This is a genomic window from Allobosea sp., from assembly GCF_051860145.1.
Lineage (GTDB): Bacteria > Pseudomonadota > Alphaproteobacteria > Rhizobiales > Beijerinckiaceae > Allobosea.
Genome location: NZ_JBHYEM010000001.1, coordinates 480,908 through 503,672, shown reverse-complemented (window position 1 = coordinate 503,672; position 22,765 = coordinate 480,908). Strand labels below are relative to the sequence as shown.

The 22,765-nt window shown below is 63.7% G+C and carries 13 protein-coding genes and 1 tRNA gene; 2 read left to right on the top strand and 12 right to left on the bottom strand.

Going from position 1 to position 22,765, the window contains the following annotated elements:
* Nucleotides 1-33: 33 nt before the first annotated feature.
* Entirely contained in the window at nucleotides 34-1,539 is a 1,506-nt protein-coding gene (locus ACTIF2_RS02295; protein WP_439495393.1) for a tripartite tricarboxylate transporter permease, read from the top strand.
* 85 nt (nucleotides 1,540-1,624) lie between these two features.
* Here ACTIF2_RS02295 and ACTIF2_RS02290 read toward each other — a convergent pair whose 3' ends face one another.
* Nucleotides 1,625-2,548, bottom strand: coding sequence for a CobW family GTP-binding protein (locus ACTIF2_RS02290; protein WP_439495392.1), 924 nt, complete (start codon nucleotides 2,546-2,548; stop codon nucleotides 1,625-1,627).
* A 4-nt stretch (nucleotides 2,549-2,552) separates the two neighbouring features.
* The gene (locus ACTIF2_RS02285) at nucleotides 2,553-4,046 is read right to left on the bottom strand and encodes an amidohydrolase family protein (RefSeq protein WP_439495391.1); all 1,494 of its coding nucleotides are present in this window, start codon (nucleotides 4,044-4,046) and stop codon (nucleotides 2,553-2,555) included.
* A gap of 369 nt (nucleotides 4,047-4,415) precedes the next feature.
* On the opposite strand from ACTIF2_RS02285, the gene ACTIF2_RS02280 reads away from it, so the two are divergent.
* Nucleotides 4,416-4,492: transfer RNA gene (locus ACTIF2_RS02280), tRNA-Arg, on the top strand.
* 406 nt (nucleotides 4,493-4,898) lie between these two features.
* Here ACTIF2_RS02280 and ACTIF2_RS02275 read toward each other — a convergent pair.
* From ACTIF2_RS02275 to ACTIF2_RS02230, 10 genes are all read right to left on the bottom strand, one after another.
* Nucleotides 4,899-6,920, bottom strand: coding sequence for a hypothetical protein (locus ACTIF2_RS02275; RefSeq protein WP_439495390.1), 2,022 nt, complete (start codon nucleotides 6,918-6,920; stop codon nucleotides 4,899-4,901).
* Nucleotides 6,868-8,838 carry a hypothetical protein gene (locus tag ACTIF2_RS02270; protein WP_439495389.1) on the bottom strand — a complete coding sequence of 657 codons (1,971 nt, stop codon included), beginning with the start codon at nucleotides 8,836-8,838 and terminating at the stop codon, nucleotides 6,868-6,870. Before ACTIF2_RS02270 ends, ACTIF2_RS02275 begins: the two co-directional genes overlap by 53 nt.
* Nucleotides 8,835-9,515: a hypothetical protein gene (locus tag ACTIF2_RS02265; protein ID WP_439495388.1), complete on the bottom strand. Its 681-nt coding sequence runs from the start codon at nucleotides 9,513-9,515 to the stop codon at nucleotides 8,835-8,837. Before ACTIF2_RS02265 ends, ACTIF2_RS02270 begins: the two co-directional genes overlap by 4 nt.
* Before the next feature lie 276 nt (nucleotides 9,516-9,791).
* Nucleotides 9,792-10,463, bottom strand: a complete 672-nt coding sequence (locus ACTIF2_RS02260; RefSeq protein WP_439495387.1) for a hypothetical protein — start codon at nucleotides 10,461-10,463, stop codon at nucleotides 9,792-9,794.
* Between the two features lie 11 nt (nucleotides 10,464-10,474).
* Nucleotides 10,475-10,618, bottom strand: coding sequence for a hypothetical protein (locus ACTIF2_RS02255; RefSeq protein ID WP_175506986.1), 144 nt, complete (start codon nucleotides 10,616-10,618; stop codon nucleotides 10,475-10,477).
* Between the two features lie 464 nt (nucleotides 10,619-11,082).
* Nucleotides 11,083-11,604 (bottom strand): phospholipase D-like domain-containing protein, encoded by a 522-nt coding sequence (locus tag ACTIF2_RS02250; protein WP_439495386.1) that lies wholly within the window; start codon nucleotides 11,602-11,604, stop codon nucleotides 11,083-11,085.
* Nucleotides 11,605-11,687: 83 nt separating this feature from the next.
* Nucleotides 11,688-13,934 carry a hypothetical protein gene (locus tag ACTIF2_RS02245; protein ID WP_439495385.1) on the bottom strand — a complete coding sequence of 749 codons (2,247 nt, stop codon included), beginning with the start codon at nucleotides 13,932-13,934 and terminating at the stop codon, nucleotides 11,688-11,690.
* Entirely contained in the window at nucleotides 13,931-18,289 is a 4,359-nt protein-coding gene (locus tag ACTIF2_RS02240) for a helicase-related protein (RefSeq protein ID WP_439495384.1), read from the bottom strand. The genes ACTIF2_RS02245 and ACTIF2_RS02240 overlap by 4 nt, the downstream gene beginning before the upstream one ends.
* Nucleotides 18,286-21,039, bottom strand: a complete 2,754-nt coding sequence (locus ACTIF2_RS02235; RefSeq protein ID WP_439495383.1) for a hypothetical protein — start codon at nucleotides 21,037-21,039, stop codon at nucleotides 18,286-18,288. The genes ACTIF2_RS02240 and ACTIF2_RS02235 overlap by 4 nt, the downstream gene beginning before the upstream one ends.
* Nucleotides 21,029-22,546, bottom strand: coding sequence for an N-6 DNA methylase (locus ACTIF2_RS02230; protein WP_439495382.1), 1,518 nt, complete (start codon nucleotides 22,544-22,546; stop codon nucleotides 21,029-21,031). The genes ACTIF2_RS02235 and ACTIF2_RS02230 overlap by 11 nt, the downstream gene beginning before the upstream one ends.
* Between the last annotated feature and the right edge of the window lie 219 nt (nucleotides 22,547-22,765).

The window sequence follows — 22,765 nt, the reverse complement described above, 5'->3', positions numbered from 1 at the left end:
CTGCCACAGCATTGCACCACCGGCGAGGACCAGATGGACGCTTTTCTCGCCGGCATGGCGATCCTCACCGACCCCTACATGGTCGGCATCATCCTGGCGGGGACGGTGCTTGGCGTCATCGTCGGCGCGCTGCCCGGCCTCAGCGGCAGCACGACGGCGGCCCTTCTGCTGCCGATCACGATCACGATGAGCCCGGTGGCTGGCATCGCCTTCCTGGGCGCGATCTATTGCGCCGCCAATTTCGGCGGCTCGATCACCGCCATCCTGATCAATACGCCGGGTGACCCCTCCGCCTCGGCGACGGCCTATGACGGCTATCCGATGGCGCGGCGCGGCGAGGCGGGACGAGCCCTTGGCATGTCGACGATCGCAAGCGCGATCGGCGGCATCTTCAGCGTCTTCGTGCTGATCGTCGCGGCCCCGCTGCTGGCGAAGGCGGCCTACAGCTTCGGCCCCCCTGAATATTTCGCGCTCGCGATCTTCGGCCTGTCGATGCTGGCTGCCGTCGGTAGCTCGACGGGCATCAAGAACCTGATGGTCGGAGCCTTCGGCGTGCTGCTGGCGACGATCGGGCTGGATCTGATGACGGGCGTCGACCGCTTCACCTTCGGCGTGCCGGAATTGAGCGAGGGTCTCGGGCTGGTGCCCGTGCTCACCGGTCTGTTCGCGATCAGCGAATTGCTGGTGCAGGCCGGCCGGCTGCAGATCATCCCCGAGCGGCTCGGCCTCAGCGCGATGAAGCTGCCCTCCATGGCCGATTATCGCAAATGCGCCAAGGCGATCGGCCTGTCGAGCGTGCTCGGCACCTTCATCGGCATCCTGCCGGCGCTGGGCGCGACCACCGCCGCCCTGATCTCCTATAACGAGACCAGACGCTGGTCGAAATACAAGGACGAGTTCGGCAAGGGCTCGATCGAGGGCATCGCCGGACCCGAGGCCGCCAACAACGCCGCCGTCGGCGGCAGCATGGTGCCGACGCTGGCGCTCGGCATCCCGGGCAGCGCGACCACGGCCATCATCCTGGCCGGCCTGATCGTGCAGGGCGTGCGGCCCGGCCCGCATCTGTTCAACGAGCAGCCGGCTTTGCTCTATGCCGTCTTCGCCTCGATGCTGGCCTCGAACCTGATGTATGTCGTCCTCGGCCTGTTCGCCGCCAAGCTTTTCGCCCGGATCACGCTGATCCCCGACGCGATCCTGTGGCCGGGCGTGCTGGTCTTCGCGATCGTCGGCGCCTACGGCCCCAACCAGTCGCTGGTCGATGTCTGGGTCATGCTCAGCTTCGGCGTGATCGGCTATGTGATGCGCCGCTACGGCTTCTCGCCGGCGCCGCTGGTGATGGGCCTGGTGCTCGGCACCATGGTCGAGGAGACGCTGAAGCAGTCGCTGCTGATCTTCGACCACAACTGGCTGCTGTTCTTCACCCGGCCGATCGTGGTCGCGCTGTTCGTGGTGACCGCCCTGAGCATCTGCGCCCCCTGGCTGGCGCGGGCAATCAGGAGCGCAACGAAATCATCGCGCCTGCGCGCCGCCGAGAAATAGCCGCCCGGCGGCGGAGGTCGACTCGGGCTGGCGGCTGGCCATTGCCGCTCCGCTACCGATCCCTCGCAGCCGAAACCGCAGGCGGTTATCCGGCCCGCATGGTCTGAGCCATCAAGCCGTCGATTTCGGATTGGGTGATTTTCCCGCTTTCGGCGATGAAGACGACGCGTGTTTCAGCCAGCGTCGACTTGTCCTGATCGAAAGGCGACAACGTCGCCCTGCCGCCCGCGAACTGAAAGAGAGAGCGGCGTTCCGGTTGCTCTACGGCTGCGAGAAAACCTTTCGCACGGGCAAGGCGGGGCGCAAGCCGGCCGATCACCTGCTGAAAGGCTTTGAGCGAGATCGGCTCGTGCGCTGCCCAGCTGAAGCTTTCAAATCGATCGAGACTCGGCCGCTTCGGTCGCGTCGCTCGTGCTCGGATAGTGACGACTTCCGGAAGGGCGAGCTCGAGGGGGATGTCGCCGTCCTGAACCTCGACGATGACGGCCCTGCCGTTGATATCCGCGAGGGCCTGGCGCCGATCGCTTCGCATGGCGGCGCCGACCAGGTCGATCTTGCTGAGGGCAAGGATGTCGGCCGCGCGCAACTGGCTCAGGAACAGCGGGTCGCGATAATCTGCCTCCGATGACCCTGCATCGACAACGCACAGCACCGTTTCCAATGGAGCTTCGCGCCAGATGACGGGGTCCATCAGGTTGCGGATGATGTCCGCGGGATCCGCGACGCCGCTCGTCTCGATGACGATCGCCTCGGGGCGTGGCGAACGCCGTAGGAGATTGGCGAGCGTCCGCAGCAGGTCTCCTTCCAGCGTGCAGCAGATACAGCCATTGGCAAGGCTGATGACGCCATCCTTCGTGCCGGCGATGAGCTCCGCATCGATGTTGATGGCGCCAAAATCATTGACAACCGCCGCGATGCGCCGGCCGCCGGCCTGGCTCAGGATGTGATTGACCACCGTTGTCTTGCCGGCCCCGAGGAAGCCCGTGACCAGCAATATCGGAACCGGCATCGGCTTACGTCGTCGATTGAACGGGTCGGCGCACGGGCCGGCCTGGGCGGGCCGCCACGTCCATCATGCCGTCGCTGATCACCGGCTCGCCGCTGACGATGAGATGCCTGACGCCTTCGGCCGGGCGGTTCATCGCCGAGAATTCGGCCCGGTCCGTGAGCGTCTCCAGGTCGAACATGACGATATCGGCGTCGGCTCCCGCCCGCAGTCGCCCCTTGTCGCGCATGGCAGGCGTGCTCGCCGCGAGGATCTCGGCCGGGATCAGGGTGCATTTCGCGATGCCGTCGAGCAGCGGGATCGCCTGCCGCTCCCGAACCCAGTGACGCAGGAAGCGCGTGAAGGTGCCCGATGAGCGCGGATGCGACGTCGCCTCGTCAGGCAAGGGCCAGGCATCTCCGGTATAGGTCGCGCCATCCGGCATCGACCAGGGCATCGCATCCGAGGCGATGGCGCCGTCCGGATAGAGCACCGAGATGTCGAGCATGTCGCGGTGGCGCGCATTGTTCTCGGTGTCCAGCACATGCCAGAGAACGAGCTGCGAGGGATCCTCGGATTGCGTGGCCAGCAGATCCTCCCGGCCTCGCATCCGGCGTCCGCTCGCCACGAGCTGGATCTGCTCGTAGCTGGTGTCGTTCCGGCTTTCGAACTCGGGGTCGCTGAAGAAGGCGGCTGCGATCACCGTCGAGCCGGTGCCGTATGGGTAGGCCTCAACCGTGATCGGCAAGCCTTGCGCCTGGGCTTTCCTGATCAGGCGCGCGCAACGCTCCACGTCGGTTTTGCTCGAGCTGTTGAAGTGGCAGATATGCATATGCGCGCCGGTCGCGCCGGCATAGCCGATCAGGCGGATATAGGCTTCTGCCGCACTTTTCGGGTCCGTGTTCGCCATATAGGCGATGTGGGTGAAGGTCGGAACGCCGCGGTCGGCAGCAAGCTGGCAAAGCGCGGTAAGCTCCTGTACGCCGGCGCCGGGGGCATAGGCGTTCAGGATGCCGATGCCGATACCGCCTTCGTCGAGCCCGCCTGCAATGCGGTCGAGGATGTTCTGCTGCTCGGCGCTTGACGAGACATTGTCCATCCAGCGCGGATCGCGCATGGCACGTCCGAACGACTCCAGCGACGATTCCTCGTTGATCCCGATCATCGCGCCAATGCGGGCGAACGCCCAATTCGTTGCGGCGCCATAGTTCAGGATGCGGCCCTGCTCGGCTTGGCGGCGATACCAGGATGAGACCGGCAGAACGCCCGCTTCGAGATCGAGCGTTGTGGTCACGCCGTCGAAGGCCTGCATCCGGTCTGCCGGAATCGACTGGCCATGGGCGTGAAGGTCGATAAAACCTGGTGCGACGATCAAACCCCGGGCATCGATCATCCGCTCGGCACTGCCAAGCCCGGTGCCGACCGCGACGATCTTGCCGTCGACGATGGCGACATCCGCTACCTCGTCATGATGGCTTTCCGGATCGGCAACCCGCCCGCCCGTGATCAAGAACCCGCTCATGCGTTAGTCGCCTCCTGCTCGTCGGCATAGCCTGCCTTCGCATCGGCTCAAGGCCGCGGCACAGTTTGGAATCGAGTCCGGCGGGAAGTCCATCGCCGAGCGACTTCTTCAGATTGTCACCACGCGATTGACGGCGCGAGAATTTCCCACGCTCCACTTCTAATTTGGTCGGCTGGCGATGAGGTGAGCCATTCGCCCAGTGGCCATTCACCGGCAAGTTCGGGTTTGCATGAGACGCTGTCGGCATGATGGGCGCGTCTACGAGATTCAGGCCATCGACGCCTTGCACCCGTTTGCAGGGTCGACCCCGGCAGGCCAAATCCCTCGTTGCCGAAGCCGCGGCAATCGTTTATCCAGCCTGCACGGTTTGCGCCCGTAGCTCAGCTGGATAGAGCGTTGCCCTCCGAAGGCAAAGGTCACACGTTCGAATCGTGTCGGGCGCGCCATTTTCCCTAATTAAATCAATGCATTAGAGGACTGCCCACCCTTTTCGAACCTCGATAGCCCCTCCCCGCGGAAGCGATGCGTCGCGTTTTATGCATGACGAAAAAGGGGCGCCGGACGCGTTTCTAGGGATTCGAGGGTTCCCTGTTGTCATTCTTGGCGAAAGCATTTCGGCTTGAGACACAGCGAATCCCTCAAGCGTTGCCTACGTGGGCAACGTTCGTCGCAATTGGCGTGCACCAATTTCCGACAGGTGGACCGCAAGAGCGCTTGTCCGCAGGCGGCCCCATTTCCGACTCTCAGAGCGTCCGGTTTCCGGCCGTCCAATGGACGTGCGTCTCACTTTCCTGGCGGCCATCAATCTGTCGCGCTCGTCGCGCGAGGAACTGCTCTAGCACCGCTTTTGGTTCAAGCGCTTTTCGATTTGGGCGCCGTCAAAGCCGACTTGCCTAGGTCGGACGGTGTGTGACGCTTGCCCTGGACGCGGAACAGCACCACCGTCTTCTGGACCGAACTGTCCGCTAAGGTTCGATGGTGAAGCGAGATCTGATCCCTGATGTCGGGCTGGGCGCCCATTCTGTCGAAAAGATCGAGAACCATCAGAATGGCAAAGCTGACATTGGTGCTCTGATACGCGATTGCTTGGGGCCCGTACTCGTCAACGAGCTGATCTGATGATCGTTTGGGGAGTGATCGTTTGAGCTCGGCCGTGGTTTTCATCCACCGGAACGTGAAAAGGACATCGACGCGACCTCCACCGAGATCTCTCGCTTCTGGGGTGCAGATTTGCGCGAGTGTCGAGCCCATGAGGAAATTGACAAAGTCGTGCTGGAGATCCGCTTCCAGCGGAGGGTTATCGGTGCTGCGGTTGAACAGGTAGGCAACCAAGGGAAACGTCGCGACACTCAAATCGTGACGCGCGACGAGGAAGCGGGTCGTATGCAGCAGGACTACGTCGAAGAATCTCCGAGCGTCCTCGTGCTTTGCGTAGTCGCCATTCTCCATGAGCCCGTTGGTTGCGGCCTCCAGAACCTCAATGAAGCTCCGGGATACTGTCTCATTCAAGATCGATAGCGCGTCCGCCTCGATCCGCGCCACGATCGTCGCCTGCTCGCTCGCTGGCAGGCGCTCAATGATGGCGGCGGTCGGTGAGCTGCCGACCACCGCCCCCGAAGGGCGGTGTGCAACGAGATCTTCTCGGGCGTGGACGACCAGCTCTCGGAGGGCGTCTGCATCCGGCAGCAAGCCAGACGACGAATTCTCGGCGATCCATAGTTCCAGAATATCGAGAGAGCGGAGCTCCTTCTGCATGCTGCCCACGATCCGCGGCCGTAGCAACTCCTCGAGGCCGCCAGCAGTGCTCCGTCGAAACATGCTCCGACTGGCGGTGTAAATCGAAAGGAGCTCATCCTCCAAGGCGGCAGCAACGCTGATCCAGGCGGAGTGGGACAGCTTGCCGGCCAAGCTTTCAAGCCGCAGCGCGAGCGACGACCAGTGGACGCGCTCGCAATCCTTGACCGACAGCCAGGAGCCGGTCTCCGCATCGCGATCTGATCGCATCAGATAGGCCGTGTACTCGAAGGCGGCTTGCTGGATCGCCTCGACATAGGTGGTCAGATCGCCATCCTGACCTGTGTGGAAATCGACCAGCACATCGAGGCAGCTTCTGTAGAGCTTGGCATCGACGCGGCTCTCGGACGCCTGTTCCGCGCGCTCGAAGAAGGCTTGCGCTTGGCGAAATTCTGATAGAGCGGCTTCCGGAGTTGTCGCCTCCATGCCAGCACGAAGAGCGTCGAGGCCAAGCTCGAAAAGCGCTTCGTCCATCGCCTCCTTGACGTTCGCGAGACGCGTCAGGAGCTCCCGCAATTCCTCAAGGGGGGCGTGTGCGTGGATAGCACCTGCGATACGCGCTGCATGGCGCAGATAGTTGCCGTCATCGGTAGCCTCGAGGCTGATGAGATCGGCTTGCAGGCGCAACCTCAATCCGGCTTCGCTTTGGGCGAGGATCATCGCCGCCTTGAGTGCCTGCGCGCGCACCCCGTAGTGATCCGACGCATTCGCCGCGCGCTTTCGAAACGCCTCGCCGACTGCCTTGCGGCTGGATGGGGCGATCAGCCCTCCACGACCAAGCCATGACGCGATCTCCATCATGGCGAGAACATCGGTCGCGTGGATTGCTGCCAGCAAAGCCTTCTCGGTCAGGTCGGTGCGAGGGTGAGATGCGAGAGCCGCGAACAGCTGCGCCTCCTCGACCTCGCCGGCAAGCGCGCTCAACGCCAATGCGACATCGTCGGGCGAGGAATTGCCGAAGTCGAACCGGGCTCCTGCACTCAGGAGCCCGTCAAGGAGGGCGTTAGTCGACACGGTCTCGCGGCCGTCAGAAGAGGAATCGTTGGTCTTGAGCGTGGGTCGTATGGTCGCCAGGGACAACCTGGAGCAGCTGCGGACGAGCGACAGCGCCGACTATAATCTGGATGTCGTCGGCGTTCTCGATCGCCTCCTGAACGGAGGACAGGAGGGTGGCAAAATCACCGGCGCTCATTTCCTGGGATCCCGGGCTATCGAGGACAAGAAGTCCTGGGTGGCGGCCATACATGCGGCGGCGCGAAACCTCGATGATCGCGAGCGCGGCCGCGATTCTCACACGGAGGTTTTCACCCGGCGAAAGTTTGCCGAAGCTCGTCTGCGTAGCGCCTTGGATGATGCGTAGCGCTCCGCCAGTACCCCATTCCATGCTTTCGAGATTTTGCACGCCGAAGAGTTTGGACAGGCGTGTGATTTCTTCAGAAACCTCCCGAAGAATGTCGCGAGCCAGGCCGTCGTAAAGCTCCTTGGTGATCTCTTCCGCCGCTTTCAAAACGGCCTCGTCATCAGCAGTTTTGTCGCCTTGGTTAGGCTCGACCTCATCCTCACCCGCTATGAGACTCTGGAGCTCGGTCTTCTGTGCTTCCAGGCCCCGAATTTCCAGTTCGAGATCGGCCTCAGCCTCAGACGACAGGTCCTTTTCCAGCGACTTCAGCCTACTCGCGGCCGCTGAAACAGCCTGAACAGCCGCCTTCTCGTTGTCTTTTGCTTGGTCGAAGGCGTCCTTTAACAGATCGACCTGCGACGTGGCGTCCTTCACATCGTCTTCGAGATCGCTGATGCGGATGCCGCTTTCATCGTCCTGGTCACGATCTTCGGTGCCGCACAGCGCGCAAATCGCCTTTTTGCTTGCGCTCTCATGACGATTCAAATCAATGCCGGCGTCGCAGGATGGACAGCAGACCGGCCGCAATGAGCGGAATACGAGCCCGGCGTTCCGGTCATCCGTCAGTTGCTGCAGAGATCGCCTCGTTTCGGCCAAAAGTGTCTTGGCGCCCTGCCATTGCCTATCCTGGTTCGCCGACTGATCCCGAGCGCGGTCCGCCGCCTTTCGAAGCGCTATCAGCTCTCCGTCCAGGACGAGGATCTGGGCCCGGATGGCACTGCGATCGATATCCGGCCGAACCTGACCGCGTTTCTCCTCTAGCGCCTCCTCCACCTTTTGGAGGCGCGCCGCCAACCTGTCCAGGAAGCCCTTGTTGAGGGGCGCGCGTTCCGATTTGCTGGCTCGAATCCGCTTCAGTGCCGTCGACGCTGCCGTGTAGGTACTGACCCATGGAAGTCCCATGAACATCTGCAGGAGCCGCAGCGGGATCGCGTCGATCAGGACCTCTCCAAAGATCGCCTTTCCGGGCCCATTGACGAAAAGTGCGGCCGCGATCGCCGGCCAGCCATGGGTATGGCTCCCGTCCCGGTCATTGTGAGCATGGAATCTGGCAAAGCCGAACTCCGCCAGCATGGCATCTTCCATAGCCCGCTCAAGCGGATCGCCTATGGGTCCCTCGTAAAGCGGAAACCAGGTTTCGCCCTGTTCGCGAGCAAACTGGGCCTGCCCCTCCCGTCGCTCGTCGCCAGATTTCTTGGTGATGACGAGCCGATGCTCGATCTCGTTGGCCTGGAAGACCACCTCGACATGGCTCAACCAACGCCAGATGTCAGGCTTCACGCGGTCAGGCAGATCTCCGCGTATGCCACCTTGGATCACGCCGAGCAGCGTGGACTTTCCGCGCGAGTTTTGATCCGAGAGAATTGCCCACAGGCCCTGTCCGAAGCGGAAAGTGCTGTCGAATGGGCCGTTCTCGGCTGCTCCTTCCTTGACGCCCTGTAGCCTGACTGACCGGATCCGCAAATGCTTGCGTCGCGGGAGCGTCGATTGCGGTTCGATGCCATACCGGTCGAGTGTCTCCTGCACCGTGCTAGCAGTAAGCGAGGACTTGCTGGCAATAGCCTCAACCCAGTCCGCTGCTGTGACCTGATGATTCATCCGCGCCGCCTCAAGGAATCGAGCCTGGTGAGAACGCGTCCCTTGATAGACGGGATTTCGGTACCGTGAGGCGCGTCGCGATATTCAGGATGGAGGTACTGATCGTCCTTCAGGCTGGAACCGCTGCGGAAGCCCGCGAGCGTCATGACCAACTGTACGCGATCGCGATACCAGGTTAGACTCGGTTGTTCGCGTTCGATCTTCGCGACGAATGCCAACGCGGCCTGTGTCACGATGAAATCGTGACGTTTGTGCCCTACCGTTTGCTTCAGCGCGCGGACAAGCCCATGAGCCGTTAGGATCGAGAGTGGCATCTCGATGTTCTGGAATGCACCCCGGCGCCAGCGAACCATGGCAACGGTACGGACATCTGGTTCGTCCCGCTCGAATATCTGCCTCGCGGCCTGGAGGCTGGCGAGGTCCTTCTCACGCTCGTATCGGTTGAGCAATTCGTCAGCGAGATAGTCCGGATATCGTACGAGGAAATCCATCGCCATCGCGCGCTTCTCGCCGCGAAAAATGCGCTCGCCGTCTTCAGCCTCTTCGCTGCCGACCACAAGGATGAACAGCAAACGGATGGCATCGCGGTGATGAAACCCGATCTGCTGAATATTCCGATCGGCGCTGAATGCTGCGCCCGAGATGGCTGACGCAGGATGATCAGGCTGCCCTGGCATATTGCAACCTGACAGTAGAAGCAGCGAAATAGCTGGCGTTCACAGCGGATGATCCCCCAACATCCATTCTGCTCTACCCTAGATTGTCGTGCTGGGAAAAATCCATAGGACAAAAGCGCAAAGCTGATCGGTTGAAGCCCAGCGCGTTCGAGAGTGCGGCGCTCCGCTCGCGCTACCTTCACCATCTTCCGAAACCTGGTGAATGGGCGCTTCAGGAACAGGCATAGCGAATGTCCGATTCCCGGCAACGGCCCAATTTCCGAAAGTGGCGCAGGGTCAACTGCCGAATAGTGCTGCATCCATGCCGCGCCCTCGGGTACCCATATGGATGTGCGGCTCGATGCCAGTCAGCCTGTACGCATTGGAGATGCCGAACTCGTTCTTGGCGCTGGGCACACGCTCGACATGCGCCAGGTTGTTAATCGCCAGGACACTCAGGCCGGCTTTGATGTGCTCACGGACGATGCCGGAATATTCGGTGATCTTGTCGTAGCTGATATTCGCCATGTTGGTGTCGTCACCACGGCGAGCCGCGAAGAGCAGATAGAGCTTCAACGCATTCAGTTCGGCGGGTTTCCGCAAGGTGAAGTCGTCGAAGAACGCCATGCGATCGCCGTGATAGAGCGACTTGCACGGCAGCTTTGCCCAGTCCCTGGTCGGATCAAAACGCCGCAGCCCATAATAGCTGCGCCCTCCACCCTCGCGCTCGATGATGCTGCGCTCCTCAAGGATGGCCAGGCCCCGCGCCAGCTTGGCACGGCTTCGCCCGATCAGCATCTCCAGCAGATCGTATGTGATGAAGCCCACGCCCGACTGATCATCGGCGTGATGGGCAAGCGCGATCAGCGTCATCAGCGCTGTCGTGTTGTCGGCATTGCTACCGGCCTTGCCCACCCACCGAAAGTTTTGCAGGCCGCCCTCGTTGATCCACGCAGACGGCAGCTTCACCCAAGGCTTTCTCATTTTTGCCGGTCCTTGGCGATGGTCATGACGGCGTGAATGGCGAACGCCGCGAGGGCAAAGGCCGCGATGACCGCGACCCAGGTGATGACGTCCGGAGGAATGGTGGCGACCGCCGTGATGGTGGAAGGCAACTGCGACATCGAAGGAACTCCGTTTTGTTTTTTCGATGCGATTTTTTTAAACGGACTATCCAATTATACTCTAGAGACAGTTGCCGCACAATTGGCAGCCTTCGATGGACATTAACTGTTCAATATCATATATATAGACCTTCCAAATTTAGTTCATATAGGTTCCTGAAACAGTTCACGAAGGCCGTTTCATGTACGATGCAGGCCTTGGGCTGGTCTTGGCCGGCTTTAACCGGGGCATCGGAACAGCCGCGATCCCTGTGTTACTCTGCGCGCGCGTGACTGCTCCAGCTATGCGAAGGTCCGTTGAGGGTCAGAATCCGAATAAGCCGGCGTCTGAAGTCATGCTCGCGCGGCGCGGCGAAACAGGTCCACGTAGTCCACCGACGCGAGGTCCGACAGACCGCAGGCATCTTCGATCGAAAACCAGGTCAGCTCAGTGTGCTCGTCGTCCATGATTGCGGGTTCGCCCCTTAGCCGACGTTAGGAAGGTCCGATCTTGGATAAGTTCCTAACGGTTGTGCTGGTCGAGCGACAGCAAGCACACTATCGACCAGAACGCTGACGGCGAGAGCCCCTGGCCCGTCTACTAGCATGCCACATTCCAGATTCGCGTGCCGCGATCGACGAAGGAGATTGGCAGAGCCCACATAGGCACTCACACCATCAGCCAGAACGATTTTGGCATGGAAGGTCTCGCCCAGCGTGGTCTCGTCGCCTTCTTCGGAGAAACTGTAGTCGAAAATCCCGGTCGTGAGGGTTCTCAGATGGAATCCGTGTTGCCCGCAGCCCATCAACTGGGAGGTGTCCCGGAGAATCAAGAACCGTTCTGTCGCCGCCGTAGACTCGAAAAGCTCGACCGCCCACGCCGCGCCGGCCTTGTCGATGAAGGGCACCATAATGACGAGGCGGTCGACCGCACGACGCGCAATGTGGGTAAAGGCGTCGTGGGTGTCGGTGAGGGTAGTGAAGGCTGCGCCGGCATGGCGCTTCAACGCGTCTGCGAAGCGGCTCTGCTCGCCGGGCAGGGTGACGACAAGTCGTGTCGTACCCTTTGGCGAAACGAGGTCTCGCGCCCTCATGTCCGCACGCGCGGGTCGAAGAACCCGACGATGGGCGGCGCCGTCGCGGCCTCCCAGTTCGGCGCCGGTCCACCGCGCAGGGCGGCGCGGGATAGGAGTTGGTTGGAGGCGACGCAGGTCGTCTCGCTGACCATGATGCAGGCTGGGCAGGCGCCGCCGCGCGCATCGCACAGCGAACCCGAGCCGCAACGCAGAAGGCGAGGATCGATCGCGCGCCGCAGGTAGTCTTCGGCGTGGTTTCGCCACATGGCGGAGATGTTACCCAGGTCCGGCGTCATCCCCTTGCGATAGAGAACGAATGCGAGGTCAGCCGGGAAGAGGTGTTCGCCTAGACCGTCTGCATCGAGGCCGGACAGGTCTGCCAGCGAGTGCATCAACTGGTGGGCCAGGCTGTGAAGCAGGAGATAGACGTAGGCGCCCAGCGATCTCGGCGTGCCGCCCCGCTCGCGGTCCTTGTAGTCTTCCAGGAACGGCCCGAAGTCCTGGTAAGTCTCAATCAGGAGTTGACCGATATGGACCCCTGCGGGCGGCGTATCGGGGACCTGGTTCAGTTCAAGCCAGCGCCGGACCTTGGCCTCGTCCAGCCTGAAATACAGCGCTTCGTTGCGTTGTCGTGTGACGTAGATCGGGTGCTTGCGTGCGCCTTGAATCGGCAGGGTATCGAAGGCCTTGAGACGAACGGGCATGGACACCGAGCGCCCCTGTGTCTCGCGCTGGTAGATCGGGCCAGACGACACCCGCGAGTAGCCGAAGCTGAACTCGCAGATCGGCAGTCCGCGGATCAAGACCGTTCGCTGAACGCCCATCGTGTCGAGGAGCGGTCCGATCGTGCCGCGATAGCGGGCTAGGGCGGTGGGATCGCCTGCGACATCGGAGAGCTGTGCGTCAGGCGTCATGACATCAACGGCCTCGAACACCGGAAGCCGTTCGGCGATGTGCTCTTCGACGAAGGCGCTGTGCTGTAGCGCCAGGCGGATAGGATCGTAGCGGCGCGCCCAACCCTCCCGGTTCAGCGCCGCACGAACTAGGGCTGGGCTCTGGATCTGCCCGCGCTCGACGACGCCGCTTTCGTACCAAGTCTCCCGGGCTTGGGTGATAGCGCCGCGCCAGCGGAGAATTCCTTCTTCCGACCCGCGCTCTTCGGCGCGCCGCAGCATGTCGACAAGATCCTGGTAGTCTTCCCATTCCGTGGTCCGCCCCGCGTTGCGAAGCGCGGCCTCGATGTCGGCGTCGCTCGGCTCGGCGAACGGGACATCGTAGATGCGCGCAAGTGCGCGGGAGAGGTCGAACCGCCGACCTTCGGTCAGCAGGTCGACTACGTCGGCGTTGCGGAACTCGATGAAATTTCCGCGCTGAGGATAGAAGGCCGAGTTCGCCCGGTACGAGACCGGAAGCATGTTCACTTCAATGAATTCGTACTGCCGCCCGCCGGCTTGGCGATCAGCTTCGAGGATTTCGTAGGTGTCGTGGTCGGGCTTCTTCAGCTCCTTGGCGACGCCGCACTCGTTGCAGACGAACCGCCACTCCGAGAAGACCGGCGCGCCGTTGCGCAGCGAGTAGTTCCGGGCCCCGCAGGTGCAGACATCGATGCGATGCACACGGGAATCGGCGGGATCGAAACGATAGCCGCTGGGGCTCAAAGGCTCGATGCTTCCGGACCAATGGGCATAGACGACATCGACCTGGGCCCACCTGCCGTCATGGTCGCCGCAACGGCGCGGCAGCGGCTGGCGGTCGAGTTCCTCGACCGACGCGAACTCGCGGATGCGGCTGCAGACCCCGCACTGGAACATCAGCGGATAGGGCACATAGCCCACCACGCTGGGGTCCGTGGTCTCGAAATGCTGGCGATCGATCTCCACCTGGCCCGTGCGGACATTGTAGAAATCGGAATCGAGAGCCAGGGCCGGGGCGACTTCGCCGGCCGGCCGGACGGACAAGGCCCGGGACTGCCAGTTCTCGGCGAACTCGCGGATGCCGTCGAAGATCTGGTTCTCGGTGGTCCGGTCCACCTGCACCGGCTTTCGGATCGGGACGGACCGACAGATGCCTTTGCCGCCTTCCCAGGTGAGCAGAACGCCTGGGGCGTAGGAGGTCGCGAGTTGGACCCGGGAGCGCACCATCTTCGGCGGCTCCAGATCGGGATTGGCGGGCGGTTCGAAGCCGCCACGGATGGCGGCCGGGCGGCGATCGCGCCAGCCGTCGTCCCGCTGCGGAGGACGGCCATTGGGCGGGCGGCTCACGCGTTTTCTCCATCAAGCTCGGCGTCGGTTTCCGCCACGGCACCCCGCTGACTGCGGATGGCGCGCATCACCCGCGCGAGGGCGGCCGGTTCCACCCGCGTGTTGTTGGTCCTGGAGGCCGGGTCGTAAGCAGAGCCTACGATCATGCCGGCCTCGTCCACGTCGCGCAGCGAGGTCATTGGCTTCTTGAAGACCGCGGTCTGGTCGGCCCAGTAGTCGCGCAGCCGGCTCTCGGTGGATTGTGCCTTCATGGAGTTAGAAAACTCCTGCGAGGCCCGGTCGACGAGGCGGCGATAGGGTTCGTCGTAGACAGGCCGGCCGACGTGATCGCGACCACGCCCTTCGAACCCAACGGCTCTAAGGATGAAGTTGCCAATCTCGTCGGGGAACCGAATGGGTTCCCGGCGCGCGTCGCCGCCGAGCCGTCCCACGTAGTCGAATTGCGGTGCGCGTTCCTTAATCGCGTCGGCGGTGCGGATGAACTCGACGCCTTCTTTGGTGATCGCCCAGGCTTGGATGTAGGAGGCGAACACGCGGCGAATGGCGTTCTCTGCCCAGCGCTCCACCGCCGGCGGCGCGATCATCCGCTCCAAGAACCGATGGAAGATGTCGTGCGTCTCGACGACGTAGCGGTCGCGGCGGCTCTGCGGCGTGGGCAGCAGCATGACGAAGCCGACGTGGGTCCGGCCGACCCGGCTGGACGCTTGGATGTACTCGGCGATGTCGGACGGCAAGCCGGCGAAGAACATGCTGTTGAAGCGGTCGACGTCGACGCCATGGCTGATCGCGGAGGTGGCGACGATGTTTCGGACCAGGCTGTCAAGCAGCGGGTATCTTTGGCCGGCGAAACTGCGCTCGGCGTCGCCCATGACGGTCTGGATGTCCTTCATGTCGACGCCGCCGGAGATCAGCCGGCTGTCGAAGTGCTCGATGGGCACGCCGGCCGCCTGGTGTCCGAGACGCACTGCGGCGTCGAGGGCGTCCATGATCTGGTCGCCGCCCTTCTTGTTCGTGACATAGGCGAGCGCGATGCGGTGAAGGTCGATTACCGCGAGGACATCCTCATCGCGACCGTCGGCGACACAGCGATCAATGGCGGCCCGACGCCAATCTCCAGCCCGGCCTGGGCTGATGGCCGCTCGCAGGCGGGCGACCGCTCTGGCGCGGGTCTCTTCAACGACTAGGTCAGCCCAAAGCTCGCTGATCAGGGTGTGGAAGACGCCGAGCACATGGACCGACGTTACCGTGTGGGTCGCGTCGTTGGTCATGAGCGAGACGTAGAGCCTCATCCAGGGCGATGTTGCTTCAGGCGCCTCCCAGGACGGAAGCCCCTCGGCCAGCTGCTGCCGGTCGGGATTGCCGCCCGGCGCGGGCGCCGGCTCGGCGAAGAAGGAGTGGTAGATGTCGGGACCGGGATATGGGAATCGAAGCGCTCGCCGCTGATAGAGGACTTCGATCTGCCGGTCCGGGTCGGAGATCGTAGCGGTTGCCGCGATCACCTTAGGCATGCGGGCCGCGCCCCAATCATCGCCTCGCCAAGCCCGCGCAAGCTGCAGGTCGTCGCCCGCGGCGGCGTCGATCTCTTGGAACACATGCTCGAGGAGGGTGTCGAACAGACCGCTGAAGGTGCCGAGGCTTTCCTCCAGAAGGTGCGCCTCGTCCTGGATGATCAGGGCGGGGAACGGGTCATGGAAGACCCTCTGGCCGTTCCGATAGGCAGGAAATACCGGCGCATAGCCGGTAGCGCCCGGCCCGTCGCGCAGGTCATCGGTCCGGCGCGGCGTGTCCAGGTGACCGGTTGGCCCAACCCATCGCGCGAGGCCGAACATGCCGACCACCTTGGCCACCGTATTGGTGTCCTGGCCGAGCATCGCCAGCTTGTCGACAGTACCGAGCAGGACTGAGGGTGCTCGGGCGTAGATCGTGTCGTCTGTCAAAAGGAACGGGAGCGGCGTCGGCTGACCGTGGGCTTGGTTCCAGGAGCAACGGCGATTGAAACAGAGGATCGCAAGGCGTTTGGCCGTAGGTCCCTCGACCTCGTACCGACGAAGGCCCGTCTGCGAGCCGCAACATGGGCAGGTCGGCACCTTGTCATAGGCCGTCCGAAGCTCGCGATAGCGTCGTCCGCGATCCCGTATGGCGGGGGGCTCGTCCGCGCCGTCCTCCAGCCGCGTATCGTCCGCAAAGTCGGAGTCGCCGGCGAGCGGCACGTCGGCGCTGACAGCCGCATACCGATTAGGAGTGTTCGACGCACCAACCCAGAAGCCAATCTCGAAGGACCAGCTTCCGATCCCTTCCCGTCGCCGGATCAGTTCGGCGTTGATCAGAAGGCGGAGGAGGCGCTGCGCCTGCTGCAAGGTCAGGAGCCGCAGTGGATAGCGGATTAGGACGCTGACGCCGCGATCCTTGCCGCGCAGACGGTCGAGGAAGAGCCCGAATAGGAGCGTCCCATAGAAGGCCTCCGACTTGCCGCCGCCGGTGGGGAAGTAGAGGAGGCTGACCGCATTCTCGTCCAGGCGGGCGTTATAATAGATTCGGTACTCCGGCATCCGCGACGCCAACGTCGGGATATGGGCCAGGACGAACGCCAGTTGAAACAGGCGCCATCCTCGGCCGACGTCGGCACCATCGCGCTCGAAGAACGCGCGGTTCATCAAAAGCCAGGCTTCATAGGGCGCAGCCCGCAGACGCAGCGCGGCGGCGTTCGGCCCGTCTGGGGCCGCCGCCAGTTGCTCGGAAGCGGCCTGCGCCTCGACCAGGAGCTCGACGCCGCGCCGAATGAAACCGGCCTCATCCGACTGGCCGGACTCATCGACCGCGAGACGCCCCGTTTCGATATCGGCGTCCTCGGGTGACAGGCCATAGCGAACCTGGTCGCGCAGACTGCTGACATGGTCGCGAATCCAAGCGGTGTAAGCAGCCGGCAAGGCGTGGAGGTCGCCGACCCGGAAGGTCCGATCCGCTAGGCGTCCAAATTGGGTCGGGACATCGGCGCTTCGCGGAATGATCCGCGGCTGGACGAAGCGAGGCGCCCAGGTGGTTGTGAGTCTGACGGTCTCGGGGCCGACCTCGGCATCGACGCCGCAGTTCAGACCGATCGCCGGATACTCTAGGAAATGACGGAACCGATACGACGGCTCCACGCGATCCAGGTGGAGCGGGAGGTGCGCCGCGTTGGGTAATGCTACCCGTAGCGCGCAGCCGAACAGGGCGTGGCAGCGCATCAGCGTCTGGCGCAATGGGAGATCCGACGCCTGGTTGTCGAAGGTCAACCTGTAGGACTGGACAGTCGGATCGACGAAGTCTTGTTGTCGCTCGACCGTGACGGTGAGCTGGGAGAGGTCCGGCGCCACGTCCGCGGCATTGACCGGGAGGGCCTGGACCGCCGCCAGGAAGGTGTTATAGGCCGCCTCGTCCTGCGCGTCGGCTGGCCGGATGACGACATTGCGCCAGGCCGTGAGCCGTCCTTCTTCGGAGGCCAGCCAAGCGGCGACGCTGGCGGCTGCGGCCAGGCGCACCTGGTCGCGGTAGGTGGCGACCGCCGCGGCCAGCGCATCCGCGTCATCCTCCAGCCGGAGGTTCCCAGTCGGCAGAGCGAGCGGCAGCCGTATCCATTTGCCCGGCAGTTGCGCCGGATCGATGAGTCCGTAGGGAATGCGCCGGCCTTGCCGAAGCAAGGTCGCGATCCGAGGGCGCGGTTCGGCTTCGGGCGGTTGCGCTGGGTCAGAGCCGGGCGGGCCGGGTTCGGGTGGCGCCTCCTCGACGACAGCGCCGTCCATGTCGCCGCGCACGAGCTCGATATTCTGTGCGCGGTATGCTTCGATCCGCACCTGTTCCTGGATTTCGGAGCGGCGGCGCCGCACCTCTGACCGGGCGGTCTCGGTCAGATCCCGCCAGCGCGGCCGGTCGAGCCCCTGCTCGACGAAGAGCTGCTGACGGCGCGTGCGGATCGCCAGATCGATCGCCGTTTGTGTCGCCGTGTTGAGCCGAAAATCGATCTCGAGGCCGTTGCGAGGGTCCTGCAGCTCCTCCCAAGTCGGCAAGGCTCGAATGTAGACCGCAGCGGAGGGCTGGATCGTCAGATCCCCGCCCATGCCGGACCGCGTCGTAAAGTCGAGGCCGATGGCGGCGATGCGAATATCCGAGGTTTCGTCTTCCTGGCCGCTGTCGTCGAAGCGCGGCAGGAGCTGCCCGGAGAAAATTGCGCGCCGAGGCGACCGGCCGAAGATCACTCGTCCCTGCTCATCGGCGCCCGACACCCGGTCGACGATGAGATTGACCAAGGCATCGCAGACGGCCTCCTTCACCTCCTCGCCGATGCCGCGCAACTGGGTCGCCGAGAAGCCGTTGCTCATCCTCGGAACTCCCGGCGGCCGGTGATGGTGGCGACAAACTGCTCAGCGGCGGAGCGGACCGCCTTCACGCCAGACAGGCGGTCGAGTTGGGAGGCGTCGGCCCCATGCGGGTCCACCAGGATGCTACGATAGGCGTCGTAGAGCACTGAGCCGACACGCTGGCGGACGGAGCGCTGTTCGATGACCGCCCAAGCCCAGAAGCGGCGCGCCGTCCCCTCCGAGACGCCCAGGGCTTTCATGAACCGCAAGAAAGTATCGCGCTCACGCGGCGCGTGCGGCACGACATCGTGCAGGGCTTTGTCGGCCTCATCGTTGAGGGTGACCCAGTATCGCATCTTCGCGGGATCGACGCGCGGTTCGCCCATGCGCTCGGAGACGACCCGCAGGCGCGCCGAGACGGATTGGCCAGGGATGTCGCGAAACCTCTCCAGGACGACGTCGTGGTAGCTGCGGATCTCCTCGGCGGCGACGGCGGAGATGTTCAGCAGCGGACGCATCTTCTCGATAAAGGCCTGGCCCATGACGCAGATCTCGTCGCCTTCGCCCACCTTCGATGCCTCGGTTTCTCCGTAGCTGACGAGCGCCTGGCTCGGCAGCCTGGACACGAGGCGCGTGCGCGGCCGAGCGATTACCTTCAACTCGTTCGACAGAGTGAACTCGATCAGGTCGCGCGGCGTGCGCGAAGGGCCGGCCATATCGACCACGGTTCCCACCGGAAGGTCGACGTCGGGAAGCGGCGTCTCCAGGGAGTCGAGATTGATCGTGGCCCCGCCAAGGCGTCCGGCGGTCTCGGCAGTCTTCTGGGCCAGCAGGTCCAGCCGGCGCTTCAAAAGCGCGAATTCGGGATACCGCGACAACCGAAGCGCATCGCGGCTGGTCGCGCGCATCGTGTCGAGATCGAGCAGGATCAGCAGCTCCTTAGGAAGCCACGGCTTGGCCATCCAACCCAGCAATTGGCCGCGTGTCGGCCCCACCAGGATCAACCGGTAAAACTGATTGCGCTCACCATCTGGTAGGTTGGCGATGTCGGCAGCCCCTTGCACGTCGGTGAAGTGGATCATGCCGTTGTCGATCCGGCCTTCGAGGTCGGGCATCCGCGCGACCAGGTCTTCGTAGGCAAGCTCAGCGATCAGGTCGCTCTGAAAGACGAAGAGGCATTTGGAGCTGGAACCGAGGAAGCGCTGCACGGCCTTTTCGAGAAGGCCGGACATGGGCGTAGCCCTGGCCACGGCTTCACGCAGAGCTCGGGCCTTCGCGATCGACGCGGTCAGGTCGTCGTAGGCGACTTGGGAGAGGACCGAGCCGACTTCGGTCAGATCCGAGATCAGCCCATTGACCTCGTAGGCCGCGACCTGCTCGGCAGCCACGGCGAGGCCCATCTCGGAGGTGACGTAGGCGCTCAGAGCGCCAAGCGAGGCCGGCAGGGACGCCGCGCTGCGCAGCCGTCCCATCAGTCGGCGCACGGTCTCGGCTCCACGGGCGTCGCCCGCGTCATTGGCGGTCGTGGCCAGGGCACGAAGCTGCGCCAGTTCGGTGACGAGTTCGCCGCCGAAGCCTTCGACCGAGACGCGCTCGCAGCCTCGCCATTCGACCGCGGCTCCCTCTGCAGGGATCGCCACGGCGCTGTCGGTGGCAAACACCACTTCAGAAGGGCAGACCTTACGGTCGACCTTCCCGCGCACCTTGGTCTCCGTCGCCAGAGCGTCGAACCGGACGGCGTCGAACGTCCAGGGATCGTCGGTCAGGGCCACCACGCCGATCCCGCGATGCGCCGCCTCGACCTTCGCGACGAGCTCGCGGACCCGGTCGCGCCAGATCAGCCCAAGGCGAGCTCGCCCCCTGCGGGTGAGGTCGATCAGCAGGACATCGATCGGCAAGGTCGCGGCATTGATCTTCGCGTTCGCCACATCGGCGGCGCGAAGCGAAAACGAGAAGAACGGCGCCGCCTTTGGATCGTCTGCCAAGCCCGTACGGCTCTGCACGCGCAGGTCGGTCTTGGCGCGCGCATGCCAAAGCAGATGACCGTGGTCGGGCACCGGGCCATTCAGGGGGCCACTGGCCACGACCTCGTCGAGGTTGGGATGGCAAAACTCGTCGTAGACCCGTCCGTCCCGCGCCCTCCCGGTTAGGGTTTTCACCCGCGACAGCGCCTGGTGATAGTCAGCGAGGCCCGCCTCAGCCTGCTGGCGTATCGCCCGGACATGGTGCCGGGTATGGCACCGGCTGATCGTCTCCTTGTCCGCGTAAATGTCTTTGAGTGGGCGATGCGCCGTGCTGGCGGCTGGGAACAACAGTGTGCGCAGGCCGATCGGCGTCGACAGCGCCGAAACCGGCTCGCCGTCAAACACCACCTGTATAGGCGCAGCGGAGAGGCAATCGGCGAGGCACGTCAAGACTGCGCCGGCGGCCAGCGAGATTTCCGAGGCCGGCCAAAACAGCGCCGTCCGCCGTCCGCCTTCGCTGGCCGACCTGGCGATGATCTCCACGAGCTTGCGGTAGGCCGGCGAGACACCGAGCGACTGCTGGCTGCCGACTTGATGTAGCGGAAGCGTCCCGAGCGCATGGGCGTAAGCGGCGGCCGGCCGTTGCGGACGCGGCGGTGGCGTGGCGGCTGCAACGCGTTTGGCGAGCGAGTCCGCCATTTGCCGGGCGAGCTGGCCCCGCTGGCCCACCGCCGCCTGGCGTTGATCAAAACGCGTCCGAAACCCCGCCTTCGGCCCGCGACCGCGACTATCCCAATCACGCGACATGGCGGCCTTCTTGCTGAAGGGCGGAGGCCTCATAGGCTGCGAGAGCAGCGTTTTCGGGATCGGCGTGGATCTTGGTCGCTGCCGCTAGGCATTCGGGTTTGGGTAGGTCGAGGGTTCGCAACAGTTGCACCGAAACCGAGGCCGTTCCCGATAGCGCGCGGTAGCGCGCATCCGCAGCCGCGGTGTTTAGGAGTTGGCACACCTGGGCAACGTCTGCCGCGGAATCCCCCGTCAGGACGATGGTGTGGTTCTCCGTCACAAAGCCGCCCCATCGTGCATAGACTGCGGGATCGACGACGGCTGCCACGAGGCGGCGGGACTGCTTGTTGTTGGTTGTGCGCTGCAGCACGGCCGCAGGCTGCTGGACAATCGCGGTCGACGTTCCCTCGAAGCTGACGAAGTCTGCGGCCTTGCCATCCTTGCCTGCAGGCCAGCAGAGTTGACCCGGCCTGACGTTTTTCGCCCAGATCAGCGGATAGGCGTCGGCTTCTTCGACCTTGCGTAGGCGATCACCCTCTCGGTTCCAGACGAAGTAGCCGGCCTTGGCGGCGATCCCGTAGTCCGCGAGCGTGGCACCGCCGCGCGGCGTGGCGTTTAGGGTCGGGCACGGCCAAGGCTCCTCCTGATCCCGCGGTAGGGGGTAGGCACCGATGTCCGTGACCCCGGCGGTCGCGTCGATCGTGCAGAAGCGGGTGTCCGCGCGTTGCGCCAAGCTGGTCTTGCGCAGCAGGAGGACGCTGACATCCTGGGCCACGTCGGCGAAGACTTCGTCCCGCGGGCCAACGTCCCCGACGCATAGCACCTGAGCCTCGGCCTGCAGGTAGCCGCGAAGCTTCGTGTAGAGCGGACCGGTCCGGAAGCTTGATGGAATGACGAGGGCGACTAATGCCCCCGGCTTGGCGGCACGCAGGCAGAGCTCGACGAAAACGGCGTATTTGTTGATGTTGCCGCTGTGAGCGACCTTCTTCCAGTGGTCGCCCACCAACATCGCCGGCGTTACACGCCCATAGGGCGGATTGGCCACGACCAGGTCAAACTCGGGCTCCCAACGGCGGCAAAGCGCATCGCCGACCTGCATGTCGATGGTGGAGACCCCGCCAACCCCCAGTCGGTCGGCGATCAGGCCGCGGGAAATCCGCGCCAGACCGGGATCGATGTCCACGCCATGGAGGCGACTTGCGACCTGATCCGGTTTCGCACCGACCGTCGTCATTCGCGCGGCGATAGTCGAAAGGAACGCGGCGCCGCCTGCGGCGGGATCAAGCACGGATCCTACCTTGAGGTCGAACCCGTACTCGACCGCCAGGTCGAGCACAGCGTTTGCCAGATAGGGAGGGGTGAAATAGGCGGCTTGGTCGCGCCGCACCTCGGCTGGGAGCAACAGGGTGTAGAAGACGCCGACCCAATAGTGGCGCTCGTCGACGCTCAGGGTAGAAAGCGCGCGAGCAAAGCTTCCAAACTCGGTGTTGCCATCATGGGTATGGAGAAGGTCTCCGGCGAGACGCACACGTGCGGCCTCAGCGCCGCTGGGAGCTTCGACCTCCTTTGCAGCTCGCCTTGCGTGCGCAAGAATTGCGCGTCCCCCCTCTCGCCAAGCCACCATTCTAATTTATGCCCCCCGGTTACCTTCGCGCGGAGCAGAATTCTACGCAACTATTCCGAGCACCACTTCGATATCGATATCGATATCGATATCGGCGATGCCAGCGCTTGCCCAAGGTCCGGT

Bases quoted from the DNA above. Each gene is read 5' to 3' on its own strand.
- ACTIF2_RS02265 (WP_439495388.1), bottom strand. From the start codon at position 9,515: ATGCCAGGGCAGCCTGATCATCCTGCGTCAGCCATCTCGGGCGCAGCA.
- ACTIF2_RS02290 (WP_439495392.1), bottom strand. From the start codon at position 2,548: ATGCCGGTTCCGATATTGCTGGTCACGGGCTTCCTCGGGGCCGGCAAG.
- ACTIF2_RS02235 (WP_439495383.1), bottom strand. From the start codon at position 21,039: ATGTCGCGTGATTGGGATAGTCGCGGTCGCGGGCCGAAGGCGGGGTTT.
- ACTIF2_RS02240 (WP_439495384.1), bottom strand. From the start codon at position 18,289: ATGAGCAACGGCTTCTCGGCGACCCAGTTGCGCGGCATCGGCGAGGAG.
- ACTIF2_RS02285 (WP_439495391.1), bottom strand. From the start codon at position 4,046: ATGAGCGGGTTCTTGATCACGGGCGGGCGGGTTGCCGATCCGGAAAGC.
- ACTIF2_RS02270 (WP_439495389.1), bottom strand. From the start codon at position 8,838: ATGAATCATCAGGTCACAGCAGCGGACTGGGTTGAGGCTATTGCCAGC.
- ACTIF2_RS02255 (WP_175506986.1), bottom strand. From the start codon at position 10,618: ATGTCGCAGTTGCCTTCCACCATCACGGCGGTCGCCACCATTCCTCCG.
- ACTIF2_RS02295 (WP_439495393.1), top strand. From the start codon at position 34: ATGGACGCTTTTCTCGCCGGCATGGCGATCCTCACCGACCCCTACATG.